Annotated in this window: 21 protein-coding genes; 15 read left to right on the forward strand and 6 right to left on the reverse strand. The window is 65.1% G+C overall.

Features of this window, described 5'->3' with window-relative positions; genetic code table 11:
* Nucleotides 1-73: 73 nt before the first annotated feature.
* The 10 genes from WN73_RS41830 (at nt 74) to WN73_RS41875 (ending at nt 11,511) form a co-directional block, all read left to right on the forward strand.
* Nucleotides 74-1,111, forward strand: a complete 1,038-nt coding sequence (locus tag WN73_RS41830) for a class 1 fructose-bisphosphatase (protein WP_028175389.1) — start codon at nt 74-76, stop codon at nt 1,109-1,111.
* A 12-nt stretch (nt 1,112-1,123) separates the two neighbouring features.
* Nucleotides 1,124-1,999, forward strand: coding sequence for a phosphoribulokinase (locus WN73_RS41835; protein WP_011085368.1), 876 nt, complete (start codon nt 1,124-1,126; stop codon nt 1,997-1,999).
* A gap of 16 nt (nt 2,000-2,015) precedes the next feature.
* Nucleotides 2,016-4,034: a transketolase gene (gene tkt, locus WN73_RS41840; RefSeq protein ID WP_028175388.1), complete on the forward strand. Its 2,019-nt coding sequence runs from the start codon at nt 2,016-2,018 to the stop codon at nt 4,032-4,034.
* Between the two features lie 12 nt (nt 4,035-4,046).
* Nucleotides 4,047-5,132: a class II fructose-bisphosphate aldolase gene (fba, locus tag WN73_RS41845; RefSeq protein ID WP_028175387.1), complete on the forward strand. Its 1,086-nt coding sequence runs from the start codon at nt 4,047-4,049 to the stop codon at nt 5,130-5,132.
* A 31-nt stretch (nt 5,133-5,163) separates the two neighbouring features.
* On the forward strand, nt 5,164-6,624 hold the full coding sequence (locus WN73_RS41850) for a form I ribulose bisphosphate carboxylase large subunit (RefSeq protein ID WP_028175386.1): 1,461 nt from the start codon (nt 5,164-5,166) through the stop codon (nt 6,622-6,624).
* An 11-nt stretch (nt 6,625-6,635) separates the two neighbouring features.
* A complete protein-coding gene (locus WN73_RS41855) occupies nt 6,636-7,040 on the forward strand; it encodes a ribulose bisphosphate carboxylase small subunit (RefSeq protein WP_028175385.1) in 405 nt (134 codons plus the stop codon).
* Nucleotides 7,041-7,137: 97 nt separating this feature from the next.
* Nucleotides 7,138-8,070 carry a CbbX protein gene (gene cbbX / locus WN73_RS41860; protein ID WP_028175384.1) on the forward strand — a complete coding sequence of 311 codons (933 nt, stop codon included), beginning with the start codon at nt 7,138-7,140 and terminating at the stop codon, nt 8,068-8,070.
* Nucleotides 8,067-8,804 carry a ribulose-phosphate 3-epimerase gene (gene rpe, locus WN73_RS41865; RefSeq protein WP_028175383.1) on the forward strand — a complete coding sequence of 246 codons (738 nt, stop codon included), beginning with the start codon at nt 8,067-8,069 and terminating at the stop codon, nt 8,802-8,804. Before cbbX ends, rpe begins: the two co-directional genes overlap by 4 nt.
* A gap of 255 nt (nt 8,805-9,059) precedes the next feature.
* Nucleotides 9,060-10,916 (forward strand): putative bifunctional diguanylate cyclase/phosphodiesterase, encoded by a 1,857-nt coding sequence (locus tag WN73_RS41870; RefSeq protein WP_028175382.1) that lies wholly within the window; start codon nt 9,060-9,062, stop codon nt 10,914-10,916.
* Between the two features lie 382 nt (nt 10,917-11,298).
* Nucleotides 11,299-11,511, forward strand: a complete 213-nt coding sequence (locus WN73_RS41875) for a hypothetical protein (RefSeq protein WP_028175381.1) — start codon at nt 11,299-11,301, stop codon at nt 11,509-11,511.
* A gap of 20 nt (nt 11,512-11,531) precedes the next feature.
* Here WN73_RS41875 and WN73_RS41880 read toward each other — a convergent pair whose 3' ends face one another.
* Nucleotides 11,532-12,368 carry a universal stress protein gene (locus WN73_RS41880; protein ID WP_028175380.1) on the reverse strand — a complete coding sequence of 279 codons (837 nt, stop codon included), beginning with the start codon at nt 12,366-12,368 and terminating at the stop codon, nt 11,532-11,534.
* Nucleotides 12,369-12,581: 213 nt separating this feature from the next.
* Between WN73_RS41880 and WN73_RS41885 the strand changes: the two genes are divergently transcribed.
* Both WN73_RS41885 and WN73_RS41890 read left to right on the forward strand, forming a co-directional pair.
* Entirely contained in the window at nt 12,582-14,117 is a 1,536-nt protein-coding gene (locus tag WN73_RS41885) for a Do family serine endopeptidase (protein ID WP_271558147.1), read from the forward strand.
* 273 nt (nt 14,118-14,390) lie between these two features.
* On the forward strand, nt 14,391-14,753 hold the full coding sequence (locus WN73_RS41890; RefSeq protein ID WP_028175378.1) for a hypothetical protein: 363 nt from the start codon (nt 14,391-14,393) through the stop codon (nt 14,751-14,753).
* Between the two features lie 12 nt (nt 14,754-14,765).
* On the opposite strand, the gene WN73_RS41895 is transcribed toward WN73_RS41890, so the two are convergent.
* Both WN73_RS41895 and WN73_RS41900 read right to left on the reverse strand, forming a co-directional pair.
* Entirely contained in the window at nt 14,766-15,041 is a 276-nt protein-coding gene (locus WN73_RS41895; protein ID WP_011085379.1) for a DUF6496 domain-containing protein, read from the reverse strand.
* Between the two features lie 91 nt (nt 15,042-15,132).
* The gene (locus tag WN73_RS41900) at nt 15,133-15,327 is read right to left on the reverse strand and encodes a DUF3072 domain-containing protein (protein ID WP_271558150.1); all 195 of its coding nucleotides are present in this window, start codon (nt 15,325-15,327) and stop codon (nt 15,133-15,135) included.
* 115 nt (nt 15,328-15,442) lie between these two features.
* Here WN73_RS41900 and WN73_RS41905 point away from each other — a divergent pair, with 115 nt between their 5' ends.
* Together WN73_RS41905 and WN73_RS41910 are read left to right on the forward strand one after the other, a co-directional pair.
* On the forward strand, nt 15,443-15,664 hold the full coding sequence (locus WN73_RS41905; protein ID WP_028175375.1) for a hypothetical protein: 222 nt from the start codon (nt 15,443-15,445) through the stop codon (nt 15,662-15,664).
* An 18-nt stretch (nt 15,665-15,682) separates the two neighbouring features.
* A complete protein-coding gene (locus WN73_RS41910; RefSeq protein WP_038965905.1) occupies nt 15,683-15,889 on the forward strand; it encodes a hypothetical protein in 207 nt (68 codons plus the stop codon).
* Nucleotides 15,890-15,985: 96 nt separating this feature from the next.
* Here WN73_RS41910 and WN73_RS41915 read toward each other — a convergent pair whose 3' ends face one another.
* The gene (locus tag WN73_RS41915) at nt 15,986-16,222 is read right to left on the reverse strand and encodes a hypothetical protein (protein ID WP_011085382.1); all 237 of its coding nucleotides are present in this window, start codon (nt 16,220-16,222) and stop codon (nt 15,986-15,988) included.
* A 96-nt stretch (nt 16,223-16,318) separates the two neighbouring features.
* Nucleotides 16,319-16,588 (reverse strand): hypothetical protein, encoded by a 270-nt coding sequence (locus WN73_RS41920; RefSeq protein WP_028175372.1) that lies wholly within the window; start codon nt 16,586-16,588, stop codon nt 16,319-16,321.
* Here WN73_RS41920 and WN73_RS41925 point away from each other — a divergent pair.
* Nucleotides 16,530-16,949, forward strand: coding sequence for a hypothetical protein (locus WN73_RS41925; protein WP_231166658.1), 420 nt, complete (start codon nt 16,530-16,532; stop codon nt 16,947-16,949). The two genes, WN73_RS41920 and WN73_RS41925, sit on opposite strands and share 59 nt — an antisense overlap.
* Here WN73_RS41925 and WN73_RS41930 read toward each other — a convergent pair.
* Nucleotides 16,946-18,436, reverse strand: a complete 1,491-nt coding sequence (locus WN73_RS41930; RefSeq protein WP_011085384.1) for an HWE histidine kinase domain-containing protein — start codon at nt 18,434-18,436, stop codon at nt 16,946-16,948. The genes WN73_RS41925 and WN73_RS41930 overlap by 4 nt on opposite strands.
* Nucleotides 18,437-18,438 lie beyond the last annotated feature (2 nt).

An 18,438-nucleotide genomic window follows, 5' to 3' on the forward strand; every position in this document is an offset into this window, starting at 1 on the left:
ATGCCGGGACCGACCGCATCGACCTCCACCGGGGAGGGAAATGGATGCGGCGCCGGCCAGGGGATGGACGCAGATGACCGGGCAACTCAGGCTGGACGACCACCTTCAACGGTACTCGGAGACCGCACTCCACGCGCTGGCGGTGGCGACCGCGGTCGATGCCATCGCGGCGGCGGCGATCGAGATCGCCGACCTCATCGGCGCCGGCGATCTTGCGGACGCCTCGGGCCTGACCACGGGCCGCAACAGCGACGGCGACGTCCAGCGCGATCTCGACGTGCAGGCGGACGCGATCCTGCGCCGCTGTCTCGGCAAGCTGCCGATCGCAGCGCTGGCGTCGGAGGAGATGCGCGAGCCGCAGATCGGCGACCGCGCGGCCAGGATCTGCGTCGCGATCGATCCGCTCGACGGCTCCTCCAACATCGACATCAACATGACCGTGGGCACGATCTTCTCGATCCTGCCCGCGCCCGACGATCTCGCGCTCGCCTTCCATCAGCGCGGCTCGGCGCAGCTCGCGGCGGGCTTCGTCACCTACGGTCCGCAGACCTCGCTGGTGCTGACGCTCGGCGACGGCGTCGACATCTTCACGCTCGACCGCAAGGCCGGCTGCTTTCGCCTCGCGCGCAGCGCCATCCAGATCTCCGAGGCGGGCGAGGAGTTCGCGATCAACGCGTCGAATCGCCGGCATTGGGATCCTCCGGTGCGTGCCTTCATCGACGAATGCCTCGCCGGCGTCGAAGGCCCCGCCAATCACGATTTCAACATGCGCTGGGTCGGTTCGCTGGTCGCGGAGGCCTATCGCATCCTCACCCGCGGCGGCGTGTTCCTCTATCCCTCGGACGCGCGGCCCGGCTATGGCGACGGCCGCCTGCGCCTCACCTACGAGGCGCATCCGATGGCCTACATCATCGAGCAGGCCGGCGGCTCGGCCACGACCGGGCGCGAGCGCATCCTCGACCTGTCAGCGCAAAGCCTGCACCAGCGCGTGCCGCTGATTATGGGCTCGAGCAACGAGGTGCGGCGAGTCGAGGAGCTGCATTGCGATCCGCTGCTGGTTGCCAGCATCTCAGCGCCGCTGTTCGCGCGGCGCGGCTTCTTCCGGCTGTAAGCGAGGCGTCCCATGTCCAGGAAGCATCCGATCATCTCCATCACCGGCTCCTCCGGCGCGGGCACCACCTCGGTCAAGAAGACCTTCGAGCAGATATTCTTCCGCGAGAAGGTCAATGCCGTCTACATCGAGGGCGACGCCTTCCATCGCTACGACCGCGCCGAGATGCGCACGCAGATGGCGAAGGAGGCCGAGCGCGGCAACAGGCATTTCAGCCATTTCAGCCCCGAGACCAATCTGTTCGAGGAGCTGGAGCGTGCCTTCCGCGACTACGGCGAGACCGGCACGGCGGTGACGCGACACTATGTGCACGATGCCGAGGAATCTGCGCTGCACGGCACGCCTCCCGGCACCTTCACGGAATGGGAGCGGCTGCCGGAGAATTCGGACCTGCTGTTCTACGAAGGCCTGCACGGCGCCGTCGTCACCGACAAGGTCAACGTCGCGCGTTATGCCGACCTCAAGATCGGCGTCGTGCCGGTCATCAATCTCGAATGGATCCAGAAGCTGCACCGCGATCGCAGCGCGCGGGGCTATTCGACCGAGGCCGTCACCGACACCATCCTGCGGCGGATGCCGGATTACATCCACTACATCTGTCCGCAATTCACCGAGACCGACATCAATTTCCAGCGCGTGCCGACCGTGGACACCTCCAATCCGTTCGTCGCGCGCTGGATTCCGACGCCGGACGAATCGATGGTCGTGATCCGCTTCAAGAACCCGCGCGGCATCGACTTTCCCTATCTGCTCTCGATGCTGCCGCACAGCTGGATGTCGCGCGCGAATTCGATCGTGTGTCCCGGCGCCAAGCTTGATCTCGCGATGCAGCTGATCCTGACGCCGCTGATCATGCAGCTGATCGAGCGCAAGCGAAACCTGAAGTGAACAAGGGGAGAATTCGATGAACATCTCCGTCCATGCCGAAGCCGACGTTACGGCTGTCGCGCATAACGATCTCGCCAACGCCGTCCGCTTCCTCGCGATCGATGCCATCGAGACATCGCAGTCCGGCCATCCCGGCCTGCCAATGGGCATGGCCGATGTCGCGACCGTGTTGTTCTCGCGTTTCCTGAAGTTCGACTCGGCGCACCCGAGCTGGCCGGACCGCGATCGCTTCGTGCTGTCGGCGGGCCACGGCTCGATGCTGCTTTATGCGCTGCTCCATCTCACCGGCGGCGCTGTCAGCCTCGATGACATCAAAGCGTTCCGGCAATGGGGTTCGAAGACGCCGGGCCATCCCGAGTATGGCCACACGCCGGGCGTCGAGACCACGACGGGGCCGCTGGGGCAGGGCATTGCCACTGCCGTCGGCATGGCGCTCGCCGAGCGCATGGCCAATGCGCGGTATGGCGATGGGCTCGTTGACCACTTCACCTATGTCATCGCAGGTGACGGCTGCCTGATGGAAGGCATCAGCCAGGAGGCGATCTCGCTTGCCGGCCATCTCCAGCTTGGCCGCCTGATCGTGCTGTTCGACGACAACGGCATCTCCATCGACGGGCCGACGTCGCTTGCGACATCGGACGACCAGCTCGCGCGCTTCGCCGCCTCCGGCTGGTCGGTGCGCCGCGTCGATGGGCACGATCCCGAAGCCGTTGCGCAGGCGATCGCCGAAGAGCGCGAGACCGCAAAACCGTCGCTGATCGCCTGCCGCACCGTCATCGGTTATGGCGCCCCGGACCGGCAGGGCACCGAGAAGGCCCATGGCGCGCCGCTCGGCACCGAGCAGACGGCGGCGGCGCGCCGAACGCTCGGCTGGGATTATCAGCCGTTCGTGGTGCCGATCCCGATCCTCAAGGCGTGGCGCATGATCGGACAGCGCGGGCAGGTCGAACGTCTCGCCTGGCTCGATCGTTACGAGAGTGCGACGCCCGAGCAGCGCGATTTGTTCGTCGAAGGCAAAGTCGTCGCTCTGCCGGCCGCCTATGCGCTGGCCGCGGCGAAGTTACGCGAACGCTTTGCGAGCGAGCGGCCGAAGCTCGCGACGCGGCAGGCCTCGCAACAGGTGCTCGACGGCATCGCCGGGACAATTCCGGGCCTCGTCGGCGGCTCGGCGGACCTGACCCATTCGAACCTGACCCATGCCAAGCCGCAGACTCCGGTCACGCGCGGCGCCTTCGCCGGCGACTATATCCACTATGGCATCCGCGAGCACGGCATGGCGGCCGCGATGAACGGCCTCGCGCTGCACGGCGGCTTCATTCCCTATGGCGGCACGTTCCTGGCGTTCTCCGACTATAGCCGGCCGGCGATCCGCCTTGCCGCCTTGATGCGGCTGCGCGTCATCCACGTGATGACGCACGACTCCATCGGTCTCGGAGAGGACGGCCCGACGCACCAGCCGGTCGAGCATCTCGCCGCGCTGCGCGTGATCCCGAACCTCCTGGTGTTCCGCCCGGCCGACGCGGTGGAGACGCTCGAGGCCTGGGACTGCGCCCTAGCGGCGGAGCATCGTCCCTCCGTGCTCTGCCTGTCGCGGCAAGCCTTGCCGACGTTCCGCAGCGATGCGCGCGGCAGAAACCGAGTCGCGCGCGGTGCCTATCTCGTGGTCTCGCCGGACGGCGGCCGCGATGTGACGCTGATGGCGACCGGCTCGGAAGTCTCGATCGCGCTGGAAGCCGCCCGCCTGCTCGCGACCGAGCACATTCGCGCGGCCGTCGTCTCGGCGCCCTGCCTCGCGCTGTTCGAGGAGCAGCCGGAGGATTATCGCGCCACCGTGCTCGGCACCGCGCCGCGCGTCGGGATCGAGGCGGCCGTGCTCGGCGACTGGCCGCGCTGGATCGGCGCCGACGGTGAATTCGTCGGCATGCGCGGCTTCGGCGCTTCGGCGCCGGCGCCGGTGCTGTATCGCGAATTCGGCATCACCCCGCAAAGCATTGCGGAAGCGGCCCGCCGGGCGATCGCCCGCAAGAGCCAATAAGGAGGACGACCCTTGGCCCGTATCACCCTTCGCCAACTGCTCGATCACGCCGCCAGCCACGGCTACGCGGTGCCGGCGTTCAACATCAACAACATGGAGCAGGGCATCGCGATCATGCAGGCGGCCGCCGAGGTCGATGCGCCCGTGATCATCCAGGCCTCGCGCGGCGCGCGCAGCTATGCCGGCGATCTCATGCTTTCGCACATGATCGACGCGCTGGAGCGGACCTACCCGGACATCCCGCTCTGCATGCACCAGGACCACGGCAATGACGAGGCGACCTGCGCGTCCGCCATCGCGCACGGCTTCACCTCGGTGATGATGGACGGTTCGCTGAAAGCCGACGCCAAGACCGCGGCCGACTACGACTACAATGTCGCGATCACCCGCCGCGTCGTCGATCTGGCCCATTGGGTCGGCGCCTCGGTCGAAGGCGAGCTCGGCGTGCTCGGCTCGCTCGAGCATGGCGGCGGCGAGCAGGAGGATGGTCACGGCGTCGAGGGCAAGGTCAGCCACGACCAGTTGCTGACCGATCCCGACCAGGCCGTCGATTTCGTCCGCGCCACCAAAGTGGACGCGCTCGCCATCGCGATGGGTACCTCGCACGGCGCCTACAAGTTCAGCCGCAAGCCCGATGGCGATATCCTGGCGATGCGGGTGGTCGAGGAGATTCACCGCCGGCTGCCGAACACGCATCTCGTCATGCACGGCTCGTCCTCGGTGCCGCAGCCGCTCCAGGACATGTTCAACCAGTTCGGCGGCGAGATGCCGCAGACCTGGGGCGTGCCGGTCGAGGAGATCGTGCGCGGCATCAAGAGCGGTGTGCGCAAGGTCAATATCGACACCGACTGCCGCCTGGCGATGACTGCCGTGTTCCGCAAGGTCGCGGCGCAAAGTCGCAATGAGTTCGATCCGCGAAAATTCCTCAAACCCGCGATGGACGCGATGCGCGACCTCTGTCGCGAGCGCTTCGAGCAGTTCGGCACCGCGGGCCACGCCGGCAGGATCAAGGTCGTTCCCTTGAGCGAGATGGCGCGGCGTTATCGCGCCGGCGAGCTCGATCCGCGCGTCGATGCCCGAGAGTCAGTCGCCGCCTAGTCATTCAGAGAGAGAAGAACAGGAGAGAGTCATGAACGCACATACCGGCACGGTTCGCGGCAAGGAGCGTTATCGCTCGGGCGTCATGGAATACAAGCGCATGGGCTATTGGGAGCCCGACTACACGCCAAAGGACACCGACGTCATCGCGCTGTTCCGCGTCACGCCGCAGGAGGGCGTCGATCCGATCGAGGCGTCCGCTGCGGTTGCCGGCGAGTCCTCGACCGCGACCTGGACGGTGGTGTGGACGGATCGCCTGACGGCCGCGGAGAAATATCGCGCGAAATGCTATCGCGTCGATCCGGTGCCGGGCACGCCGGGCTCGTATTTCGCCTACATCGCCTACGACCTCGACCTGTTCGAGCCGGGCTCGATCGCCAACCTCTCGGCCTCGATCATCGGCAACGTGTTCGGCTTCAAGCCGTTGAAGGCGCTGCGGCTCGAGGACATGCGTTTCCCCGTCGCCTATGTGAAGACGTTCCAGGGGCCGGCGACCGGCATCGTGGTCGAGCGCGAGCGACTCGACAAGTTCGGCCGGCCGCTGCTCGGCGCAACCGTGAAGCCGAAGCTCGGGCTTTCGGGGCGCAACTATGGCCGCGTGGTCTACGAGGCGCTGAAGGGCGGGCTCGACTTCACCAAGGACGACGAGAACATCAACTCGCAGCCCTTCATGCATTGGCGCGATCGCTTCCTCTATTGCATGGAGGCGGTGAATCGTGCGCAGGCCGCTTCCGGCGAGGTGAAAGGCACCTACCTGAACATCACCGCAGGGACGATGGAGGACATGTACGAGCGCGCAGAGTTCGCCAAGGAGCTCGGCTCCTGCATCGTCATGATCGACCTCGTGATCGGCTACACCGCGATCCAGTCGATGGCCAAGTGGGCCCGGCGCAACGACATGATCCTGCATCTGCATCGCGCCGGCCACTCGACCTATACGCGGCAGAAGAGCCATGGCGTGTCGTTCCGTGTCATCGCCAAATGGATGCGGCTCGCCGGCGTCGATCACATCCATGCCGGCACGGTGGTCGGCAAGCTCGAAGGCGATCCCAACACCACGCGTGGCTACTACGATGTCTGCCGCGAGGATTTCAACCCGACCAAGCTCGAGCACGGCCTGTTCTTCGACCAGTCCTGGGCGAGCCTGAACAAGATGATGCCGGTGGCCTCCGGCGGCATCCATGCCGGCCAGATGCACCAGCTGCTCGATCTGTTGGGCGAAGACGTCGTGCTGCAATTCGGCGGTGGCACGATCGGCCATCCCATGGGGATTGCGGCCGGCGCGATCGCCAACCGCGTGGCGCTGGAAGCGATGATCCTCGCCCGCAACGAGGGGCGCGACTACGTCCACGAAGGCCCGGAGATCCTGGCCAGGGCAGCCCAGACCTGCACGCCGCTCAAGTCCGCGCTCGAGGTCTGGAAGGACGTGACCTTCAACTACCAGTCCACCGACACGCCGGACTTCGTGCCGACGGCGCTGGAAACCGTTTGAGGAGATGAGAAATGAAACTGACCCAGGGCTGCTTCTCGTTCCTGCCCGATCTGACCGACGACCAGATCTATAAGCAGGTGCAGTATTGCCTCGCCAAGGGCTGGGCGGTGAACATCGAGTTCACTGACGATCCGCATCCCCGCAACACCTATTGGGAGATGTGGGGCCTGCCGATGTTCGACCTCCAGGACGCCGCCGGCGTGATGATGGAGCTCGCGGAGTGCCGCAGGGTGTATGGCGACCGCTACATCCGCATCAGCGGCTTCGATTCCAGCCCTGGCTGGGAGTCGGTGCGAATCTCCTTCCTCGTCAACCGGCCGCCGCAGGAAGCCGAATTCGAGCTGGTGCGCCAGGAAGTGGGGGGACGCGCGATCCGCTACACCACCGTGCGAAAGGCGCCCGCACACTTGTCCTGATCATCCGTTTCCGCGCGGAGCTCTCCCTGCTCCGTTTCCTTGGCGGACCACTGCTTCGCCGCCTCCCCGCGGCGAAGCTCTTTTCTTCGAGGTGCCGATGCTTGACGTGCCCCATGCGACGGCCGCCGAAGGCGGCGAGACCAATTTCGATCTCCGCAAGGAAGCCGAAGCGGCCGGGATCACGGATACGCTGCAGCAGCTCGAGCAGGAGCTGGTCGGCCTCCGGCCGGTCAAGAACCGTGTGCGCCAGATCGCTTCGCTTCTGCTGATCGAGCGCATCCGGCAGCGTGCGGGCCTCGCCTCCGCACCGCCGACGCTGCACATGTCGTTCACCGGCAATCCCGGCACCGGCAAGACCACCGTGGCGCTGCGCATGGCGAAGATCCTGCACGGACTCGGTTTCGTGCGGCGCGGTCAGGTGATCTCGGTGACGCGAGACGACCTCGTCGGCCAGTATATCGGGCACACCGCGCCGAAGACGAAGGAGATCTTGAAGAAGGCGATGGGCGGCGTGCTGTTCATCGACGAAGCCTATTATCTGCACCGGCCGGACAATGAGCGCGACTACGGCCAGGAGGCGATCGAGATCCTGCTTCAGGTGATGGAGAACCAGCGCGAGGATCTCGTCGTGATCCTCGCCGGCTATGGCGAGCGGATGACCAGCTTCTTCGCCTCCAATCCCGGCTTCCGTTCGCGCATCGCCCACCACGTCGAGTTTCCGGACTATGCGGAAGCCGAGCTGCTCGTCATTGCCGAGCTGATGCTGAAGGAGCGCGGCTATCGCTTCTCGGCGGCCGCGCGCGAGGCCTTTGAGAAATACATCGCGCTGCGGCGGACCCAGCCGTTCTTCTCCAACGCCCGCTCGATCCGCAATGCCGTCGATCGCATGCGGTTGCGGCAGGCCGATCGCCTGGTGTCCGATCTCGACCGGGTGCTCGACATTTCCGACCTCGAAACCATCGACCCCGTGGACGTGCTGGCGAGCCGCGTCTTCAGCGGCGGGGCCGACGTGCGGAGTGCAAAGCCATGACCAGCGAGATTCTTATCGCCCCCTCGATCCTGGCTGCAGACTTCGCCCGTCTCGGCGAGGAGATCGCGGCCATCGACGCGGCCGGCGCCGACTGGATCCATTGCGATGTCATGGACGGACATTTCGTCCCGAACATCAGCTTCGGCGCCGACGTCATCAAGGCGATCCGGCCGGTGACGAAGAAGGTCTTCGACGTGCATCTCATGATCGCGCCGGTCGATCCTTATCTCGAGGCGTTCGCGAAGGCCGGGGCCGATGTCATCACCGTTCATGCCGAAGCGGGCCCGCATCTCGACCGCACACTGCAGGCGGTCCGTGCGCTCGGGAAAAAGGCCGGCGTCAGCCTGTGCCCGGCGACATCGGAAAGCGCGATCGAATACGTGCTCGACCGTATCGATCTGGTGTTGGTGATGACGGTCAATCCGGGCTTTGGCGGCCAGTCCTTCCTCGAGTCTCAGCTTGAAAAGATCAAGCGCATTCGAACCATGATCGGCGACCGGCCGATCCGGCTCGAGGTCGATGGCGGCATCACGCGCGAGAACGCAGCTGCTGTAGCCGCCGCGGGTGCCGATACGCTCGTAGCGGGTTCCGCGGTGTTCCGCGGCAAGAGCAGCGCCGACTACGCCGGCAACATCGCGGCCATTCGCGTCGCCGCCGAGGCCGGCTGGGTTCCAAAGCTGCAGGATATTTCGGTGCAGCCGATGCGCGCCGGCGAAAGCGCGCGCCTCCGGTAGACTACGGGAGCCGTGCACTCCGGGTGCCGGTTGTGCCAACGCGTGCCACTTTCCTCCGGGGTTCCACGGAACTGCCGCATAAGGCGATCGGATTCCTTCAGGCCGGGGTAACCACCGCGTCCGAGGCGAACGTTCGATTAACGCCCGCGCAATGCTAGGTGTCTCAATCTGCGGTTCAGGAACGCGAGAGAGCGCGGGGATGCGGATCGAAGACATTTGCGGGCATGAGGCCCGCACGCGGCGTGGGGCGATGGCATGAGCATGCATCGCTTGTTCGCCGAGCAGCTTCGCTGTGCCACCGGAGCGACCGGACAGGTCGATGTCGTCAAGCTGGGCGAGCTCGTCAGTGCGGCCTATGAGGCGAACGAACGCGACCGCCAGCGGGTCATCGACGCAAGTGCGCACACGCACGATGAGGACGAGCAAGATCTACTGCGGACCCGGGAGTTCCTCGACACCATCGTCGAAAACATCCCGATTGCCGTGTTTGCGAAATGCGCGAAGGATTCCCGCTACATTCTGCTCAACCGTGCCGGCGAGGACTATTACGGCCTGCCGCGTGAGCAGATGCTGGGGAGGACGCCCGAAGAGATTTTCCCGGCCGACGTCGCCCGCGTCGTCAGCGAACAGGATCGCCGGGTCGTGGACACCGGCGAGCCGATGTTCCTGGAGGGGCATCTGCTCGAAGTTGGTGTCAACGGTCACGATCGCGTCGTCAATTCACGCAAGCTGCTGATCAGGGATGGGAACGGTACGCCTCAATACGTGGTCGGTGTGATCGAGGACGTCACCGAGCAGCTCGCGAGCCAGGCACGCATCAGTCATCTTGCCCATCATGATGCCTTGACCGACCTGCCGAACCGCAGCGCCTTCAACGCGGAGCTGGACGAACGGCTGGAGCTGGCGCAGGAGGCGTTGACCAGTTTTGCGGTGCTCAGCCTCGATCTCGATCGCTTCAAGGAGGTCAACGACGTGTTCGGCCATCCCGTCGGCGACATGCTGATGCGGGCGGCGGCGGATCGCCTTGCCGCGGAAGCCGACGGCGCTTTCGTCGCCCGCATCGGCGGCGACGAGTTCATGATCCTGATGCCGGACAACGCCCGCCGCGAGGATATGCTGACGCTCGCCGAGCGCCTGGTCGAGGTCATAGGCAAGGAGCTCGAGATCGACGACTATCTCTCCCAGGTCGGCGTCAGCGTCGGCATCGCCGTTTATCCCGATGACGGCGTGGATGCCGCGACGCTGCTCGCCAACGCCGATTCCGCGCTCTATCGCGCCAAGCGCGAGGGCAGGGCCAGGGTCCGCTTCTTCGAATCCGAGACGGACCAGGAACTGCGCGATCGCAGGCTGTTGCAGCACGATCTGCGTCAGGCGCTGGAGCAGAACCAGTTCCTCGTCCACTTCCAGCCGCAGGCGCGGATGGATGGCGAGGTCATCGGCTTCGAGGCGCTGCTGCGCTGGAATCACCCGACGCGGGGCTTCGTGCCGCCGGACCGGTTCATTCCGCTCGCCGAGGAGAACGGGCTGATCGTCCAGATTGGCGAATGGGTTCTGCGCGAGGCTTGCCGCGAGGCGGCATCCTGGCCGCGGCCGCTGCAGGTCGCGGTCAATTTGTCACCGGTCCAGGTCCAGGCCGGCGACCTCGAGCGCTCGATCCACCAGATCCTGCTGGAGACGGGGCTTGCGCCGACGCGGCTCGAGGTCGAGATCACCGAGGGCGTGCTGATCGGCGATTTTGCCCGCGCGCTCAACCTGCTGCGGCGGTTGAAGGCTCTCGGCATCCGCATTGCGATGGACGATTTCGGCACCGGCTACTCCTCGCTGTCCTATCTCCAGTCGTTTCCGTTCGACAAGATCAAGATCGATCGCAGCTTCATCTCCAACCTCGAGGCGACGCCGCAATCGGCCGAGATCGTCCGCGCGGTCCTGAGCCTCGCGCACGCGCTGAATATTCCGGTCATCGCTGAAGGGGTGGAGACGGAGGCGCAGCGCGCCTTCCTGACGCGCGAGGCCTGCGAGGAGATGCAGGGCTATCTCGTCGGCCGTCCCGACCTGATCGAACGCTATCTCGACCTGGTCGGCGTGACCGTGGAACGCCGCCTCTACGCCTAGCCATCGCCGCCAGAAACGAAATGAGCCGCCGGTTCCATGCCCGCGCGGCTCCAAAGTCGCAGGCTGCGTTGATAGCGTAGCCTTGGTGTACCGCCGTTACCTTGTTTGCGGCCATACGCAAAAATTTATACGCGCGATAGGGACGTCCGGCTGTGCTTTGCCTCACACATGCCGTAACTTTGTGGCTGGGTCGGCATTGAGCCGTGCCAAGAACAATCGCCAAACAATTGTAAAGTTTGCGCCAAAGCAAAGCGGCCGCGTTGCAGCACAGGTTAACATTCCCGAGACCGACCGGCATTGCGCAGAAAATGTTTCGCACAAGTGCAATGCCCCTGACGCAAACCGGAGAAATAAGCCGGGTGTGACCGAGAGGGAGATTCTCATGGAGAACGTACGTCGCTACCGGGCGCTTGCGTCCCTCTGTCGCCAGCAGGCGGCCTATCGGCCGCTCCAGAACTGGGAACTCCTCGGCCAGGCCGAACATTTCGAATACCTCGCCGAGCTCGCGCTGAAGGCGCATTTCGATGCGTGCAATGTGCAACGCGACGAGGACGCCACCGCAACCGCTGGATGGGAGACCCCCGCTGCGGCTTGAGAGCGTCGGGCCGGCTTCGGTCAGTGCGACATCAGCGTCGGCACCGTCATGGCTTCCAGCATGGCGCGGGTGACGCCGCCGAGAACGCGCTCCTGCAATCGCGAATGGCCGTAGCCGCCCATCACCAGGAGATCGAGGCTCTCGTCGGCCGCCAGCGACAGGATGGTCGGCTGAATCTCGGAGCGGGTCGCTGACAGGCCGACCGTGCGGGTCGAGAGCCCGCGCCGGCCGAGATGTCTTGCCAGATTGCCTGCCGACACTTCGCCGGGCACCGTGTCGGCTTCGTTGATCGTGATGATCACGATCTCTTCGGCGCGGGCCAGGAACGGTGCGGCGTCGCGCATCGCGCGGGCGGCGAGCCGGCTGCCGTCCCAGCAGATGCCGATCCGGTTCGCCTTGAAGGCGCCACGGAAGGTGTAAGGCAGGAACAGCACGGGGCCGCCCGCGTGGAACAGAATCTCGCGCGGCAGGTCGTTGTCGAACGAGCCTTGCTCCGGATTCGGCTGAAGTACGATGCTGAGATCGTGCAGTCGCGCCATCTCGCCGAGCGAGCCGGCCGCGTCCGCCGGAATCGCGCCGATCGGGCGGCACGTGTAGGAAATGCCGGCGTTCGCCGCTTCGCTTCCGAACACCGCGAGCGCGGCCTCGGCCCGCTCAACTGCCCGCTCGCGTTCCAGTTCGAACACGGCCGCCACGGCGGCCCCGCCCTCCATGACATAAGCCGCGCTGGTTGCGACATAGCCGACCGCGACCGCGTCGAGATGGGCGTTGAAATGCGCCGCGAGCGAGATCGAGCCGTCGATCACGGGACGCATCGGGCGCTCGGTCGGGACGTGGACGAGAATATCTTTGTACATGGCGCGCCTCCGATGGACATCATTCGGTGGCCGCAGTCTTTCACCGCGCGAAGGGGCGGCGTTGAGCTGCATCAAATGTGCAGCCCCGATTTTTGACCCGGCCGCTGACCGCACCACCTTTGCCAAGATTTAATCGCGCGGACGGGACGCCGTAAGGTCGCGGCGGCCATGTTGCGTGCAAGGCGACACCTGACCCAACATGGACATTTCGACATGAATGACCGCGTCAATTCCGACATCACCACGTCCCGCAGGATCTTGAAGCCGCGCCGGCTCGCGCTGCTCGGCACCGTGGCCGCGCTTGGCGTGGCTGTGCTGGCGGCATCTCCCGGCTCTTCGCCGCTCGGCGTGACCTCCTTCATCGCGCCGGCCCAGGCCGCGGAAAGCGCTGCGACTCCGCCGGGCTTCGGCGACCTCGTCGCCAGGGTCAAACCTGCCGTCATCTCGGTGCGGGTCAGGATCGACCAGGACAACGACAAGAGCGCGATGCTGCAACAGAACCGGATGGATTCCGACGAGGACGCGCCGTTCGACCAGTTCTCGCGGCAGTTCGGCTTCCGCCTTCCGGGTGGCATGAACGGCATGCCGCGCCAGCGTCACCAGATGGTCACGGGCGAAGGCTCCGGCTTCTTCATCTCAGCCGACGGCTATGCCGTGACCAATAACCACGTCGTCGACCACGCCGAGTCCGTGCAGGTCACCATGGACGACGGGACGAGCTACACCGCGAAGGTGGTCGGCACCGATCCGAAGACCGATCTCGCGCTGATCAAGGTCGATGGCAAGAAGGACTTTCCCTTCGTCAAGTTCTCCGACCAGAAGCCGCGGATCGGCGACTGGGTGGTCGCGGTCGGCAATCCCTTCGGCCTCGGCGGCACCGTGACCGCCGGCATCGTCTCGGCGAGCGGCCGCGACATCGGCAACGGCCCCTATGACGACTTCATCCAGATCGACGCGCCCATCAACAAGGGCAATTCCGGCGGCCCGGCCTTCGACATGAGCGGCAACGTGATAGGCGTGAACACTGCGATCTTCTCGCCGTCGGGCGGTTCGGTCGGCATCGGCTTCGACATTCCGGCCACGACCGCAAAGCTCGTCGTCGCGCAGTTGAAGGACAAGGGTGCGGTCACCCGCGGCTGGCTCGGCGTGCAGGTGCAGCCGGTGACATCAGAGATCGCCGACAGCCTCGGCCTGAAGGAGGCGCGCGGCGCGATCGTCGACAATCCGCAGGACAATAGCCCGGCGGCAAAGGCCGGCATCGAGGCGGGCGACGTCATCACCGCCGTCAACGGCACCGCGATCAAGGACTCCCGCGATCTCGCCCGCACCGTCGCCACGCTGGCGCCGGGCACGTCCGTGAAGCTCGACGTCTTCCACAAGGGCGCGAGCAAGACGGTGACCCTCGCGCTCGGCGAGCTGCCGAACGAGCGGCAGGCTCAAGGCAAGGCCGACGATGGCAAGGTGCAGCCCGGCACGCCGCGCCTCGGGCTCAGCCTGGCGCCGGCCGGCGACGTGCAGGGCGCCGGCCAGAAGGGCGTCGTCGTCACCGAGGTCGATCCGCAAGGGCCGGCGGCGCAGCGCGGCATCCAGACCGGCGACGTCATCCTCAATGTCGGCGGCAAGCCCGTCGCCAATGTCGGCGACGTCCGCGCCGAGCTGGCGCAGGCGAAATCGTCCGGCAAGAACAGCGTGCTGTTGCAGGTCAGAAGCGCGGACGCGACCCGGTTCGTCGCGGTGCCGCTCGCGTAAGTCGAGCTCCACCAGCGCAAATCCAAAAGGGCGGCCTTCGGGCCGCCTTTTCTCGTTTGCATCCGGGATACCAACAGCCCGCCGATAACATTCTCGTTAACGGCAGCATTGGTGACGGGTTCGTCCGAAAAAGCCGCGTTCGCTCGTCAGAGTTCGAAATCGCGTGTCGCCTTGGCGGCAATGAAGACGCCAAGGCGAGCTGCTAGAGTGGAACTTCGGACGTCCGGCCGTTTTGTGGAACCGGCCGGCGGTTCGTATTTGATCGGTGCCGACATGGATCGATTGAAGCTCTCGCTGAGATGTGCGCTGCTCGTGGCGCCGCTCGTACTGTCGGCTGGAAGCGCCCTGGGGCGTGATGACGGCCGCTACGCCGATTCGCCGCTCAAGCCCTGGTTCGACAGTCTGCGCAGCCATCTCGGCCCGTGCTGCTCGGATGCCGACGGATTTGCCGTCTCCGATCCCGATTGGGAATCGCATGACGGGCACTATCGCGTACGCCTCGATGGGCAGTGGGTCGATGTGCCCGATGAAGCCGTCATCACCGAGCCGAACCGCGCCGGTCGCACCATGGTGTGGCCGGTGAAGACCGCATTTGGCATCTCGATCCGCTGCTTCATGCCGGGCAGCATGATCTAGCGCCGATTGCCACTACCGCTTGGCGGATTTGCGCTTGGACTTTTTCTTGGCTGCTCTCTTGGCCGTCTTCTTCTTGGCAGTTTTCTTCGAGGCCTTTTTCGGGACCTTCTTGCCTTTCTTGCGCGCCTTCGACAGGCCGATTGCGATCGCCTGCTTGCGGCTCTTCACGCGTCCGCCGCGACCACCGCGGCCGCTCTTGGCCGTGCCCTTCTTGTAGCGCCGCATTTCGCTTTCGACATCGCTCCCGGCGCTGCGCGAGTAACGGCGCTTCTTTGCCTTGCGTGCCATTCAGATTCTCCCTTGGCCGGGAGAAAACCATTCGACACAGGCATGGTTCCGAAGGCGCGCCCGCAACGTCCGGATGCGCGACGCAGCCTGGCTAGAAGGAATTCGCCAGTTCGATCTCCGCCTCGAGCGCCTGGATGCGGCGCGCAGCTTCAGTGAAGGACAGACCCCGATCATATTGCGTGGGCTGAAAGGCCTCCTCGCTGAGCCGCTTCAACCTCAGGCCTTGTGCCCGCGTCATCTGCTCCGCGAGGAAAACCCTGGCGTCGTATTTACCTTGAACCTGCATCTGGCCTCTCCGTGCTGAAATCGTGACTTGACTATATGTTCTTATTTTGTTCTAACAAGCCATGGACAACAGAATTAATGAAATTCGACGTAAGATCAGTGCCTTGAGGCTGGAAATGGCCGATGTCGAGGCGTCCGTGCGCGAGCTCGTCGACCGCGATCGCGACTGCACAGAAAAGGCCCTGGCGCAGATGGATCTGCGCCGGAAAATCAATCTGCTGATCGGCGAATGGAAGGCGGCTGGCGGTGGTGATGTCCTGCCGGATGTTCGCGATCGTGTACGTCTTCGTTCCCTCAAGAAAGCCGCTGATCCCGTGCGCGCAATCGTGCGTCGCTGAGACATTTGGGAGCGTGCCGTGGAGGAAGACCCGGACACGTACCGGATCTTGAGACTGCGCGCCGAGATCCTGGAGCTGGGGTCCGCGATCCGGCAATTGCAGCGTGAGGGTCTCGACGACGCTGCGGCCCAGCTTCTGATCGCGCGCAAGCGGGCGCGGCTCGACCATCTCGTGAAGACAAACTCCGCAGGCGGCCCGAACATCGCCGACATCCGGCGCAGCTAAAGGCGTGCGCCGACGATGTGGCGTGAGAAGGATTGTATCGAACAGCAAAGCAAGAAGGCCCCGCGATCACGGGGCCTTCGATGAACGGCGGCGAGTCTACTTGGTGTTGCCAGTACCCTTGTTCGTCATGGTGCCGCCCTGATCGGAGCCGGGACCGGAGCCGCCCTGACCGGAAGGATCGGCGCCCTTGGATTTCGTGTTGGCGCCCGTCGTCTGCGAGGACGACGTCGAGGATTCATGTTTCGCCTTGTGCGACTTCGCCTGTGCGGCGAACGGGGCGGCGGCGAGGCCGGTTGCCAACATCACGGCGAGGGCGAGCTTGGTCGTCTTCATGCGCAGGAACTCCCTGAGTTAAAATGACGCAGGCAGCCAACTGCCATTCGCCGCAGGAGTTCCCGGCAAAGCAGCCTCGCGGGTTTCACGCGCGCTTCAAAATTCCTTGTCCTCGGCGATGATGAACACGATGCCCGTGAGCATCGCGCCGATCGCGAACGTCGTCACCAGCGTGACGACGAAAACGGCCGCGGCCGAATCTCCGCCATGGTTCAGCAAATTTGCCACCGCCGGGTTGGACAGAATGAGCACGAGACCGAAGGCGAGGCCGATCGCCGCGCCCATCATCGCGTGCGTCAAGAGCGTGATGATGCCGGAAGGAGAGATCAGCCTTGGCGACTTTTTCGGCGACTTTTTCGCGCCCATGGAACCGCCCTCGATCTTGCATGCAACGCAGCCGGCGATTGCGGGTTCCATCGGCATGAACGATTTGTCACGTCGGGCTTCATCCGACGTTCATGCCCACCTTGCGACCATGGAGCCCGTCAACACGGGAACATTCGATATGGGTAAGGTTGTCTTTCTCTATCGCTCGCTGGCCTATCGAAACGCGGCCGCCGACATGCTGCGCAAGGCGCGCAAGCTGCCGCGCGGTGCCGAGCGAAGCGCGGCCCGCCGCTACGCGATGGCGTTACGCGATCTCGCGCAAACGGAAGCCTGGCTCGAAGGGCGCATCGCCCATGAACCTCGGCCGGTGCGGCGCATGAAGGTCGCCGCGTCGGGTTAACCCGACGCGCGCTGGAGCGCGAGGGAGGTGGTGCCCTCGAACTTGCCGTGCGCGGCGCCGGTTGGGGTCTTCCGGGTCAACGGCACTTCCAGGCGGCACAACAGGCCCTCGGCGCGCCAATCGAATTGCGCCTTTCCGCCGAGCTGGGACTCGACGCTCGCAAGCAGGCTCCGCGTGCCGAAGCCGCGAGATTTCGGCGTCCTCACCAGCGGACCGCCGGATTCCTCCCAGATCAGTGTGAGGTGATCCTCCTCGACCTGCCAGCCGATCATGAGCCGGCCCGACCGCGTCGAGAGCGCGCCATACTTGGCCGAGTTGGTGAAAAGCTCGTGCAGCGCGAGCGCCAGCGTCTGGGCGGTTGCCGGCAGCAACTGAACCTCGGGCCCCGCCAGCTTGATCTGGCCGCCGAGCGAGTAGGGCGCGAGCTCCTCGTCGATCAGCTTCGAGAGTTCGGCGCCCTGCCAGCTCGACAGCGACAGGATCGTATGCACGCGCGCCAGCGCGTTGATGCGTCCCTCGACGGCGTTGACGTAGGCCTTGACCTCGTCGGCACGGGTGAGACGCACGATCGATTGCGCCAGCGCCAGCGCATTCTTGGCGCGATGATCGACTTCCCGCGCCAGCAGATTTTGCCGCTCCTCGGCACGTTTGCGCTCGGTGATGTCCACGGTGACACCGCTCACGCGCACCACGCGGCCGCTATTGTCGGCGGTGGCGGCAGCCGTGCCGACACACCAGCGCACATCGCCGTCGGGCCGCACAATGCGGAATTCCGTCTCATAGGCGCGTGTGCCCTTGCTGAATTCGGCGATCGCCTTGCGCAATTGGTCGACGTCATCGGGATGCAACAGTGCCTGAACGTTGGCCGGATTGACCTCGAAGCTCTCCGGGCTCACGCCAAAGATGCGATACTGCCCCTCGTCCCACATCCAGTCGCCGCTGACCCAGTCCCAGTCCCATGATCCCATCTTGCCGGCGGCGATCGCCATGCTGCGACGCTCTTCGCTCTCGCGCAGCTTCGCCGTGGAGTTCTCCAATTCCGCGGTGCGTGCACGGACACGGTCTTCGAGATCGTGGTTCAGCCGTTCGAGCTCGCGGGTCTTCCGGTACAGCTCGGCAAACACCTTGACTTTGGCGCGCAGCACCTCCGGCACGACCGGCACCGGAACATAGTCGACCGCGCCCATCTCATAGCCGCGCAACCGATCGATGTCGCTCACCTGAATGGCCGAGATGAAGATCATCGCCGTCTTCTGGAAACGCGGATGCTCCCGGATCATCGCCGCAAGCTCGAAGCCGTCGAGCTCGGGCATGCAGACGTCGACCAGGATCACCGCGATCTCGGTCTTGAGCAGAACCTCCAGCGCCTCGCGGCCGGACGAGGCGATCACGAGGTTCTCGCCGAGTTCCTTCAAGATCACCTCATAGGCGAGCAGCTTGGCCGGCTGGTCGTCGACGAGGAGGATGTTGACCTTTTCGTGGTCCATTC

The organism is Bradyrhizobium sp. CCBAU 45394, from assembly GCF_028128655.1.
Classification (GTDB): domain Bacteria; phylum Pseudomonadota; class Alphaproteobacteria; order Rhizobiales; family Xanthobacteraceae; genus Bradyrhizobium; species Bradyrhizobium diazoefficiens.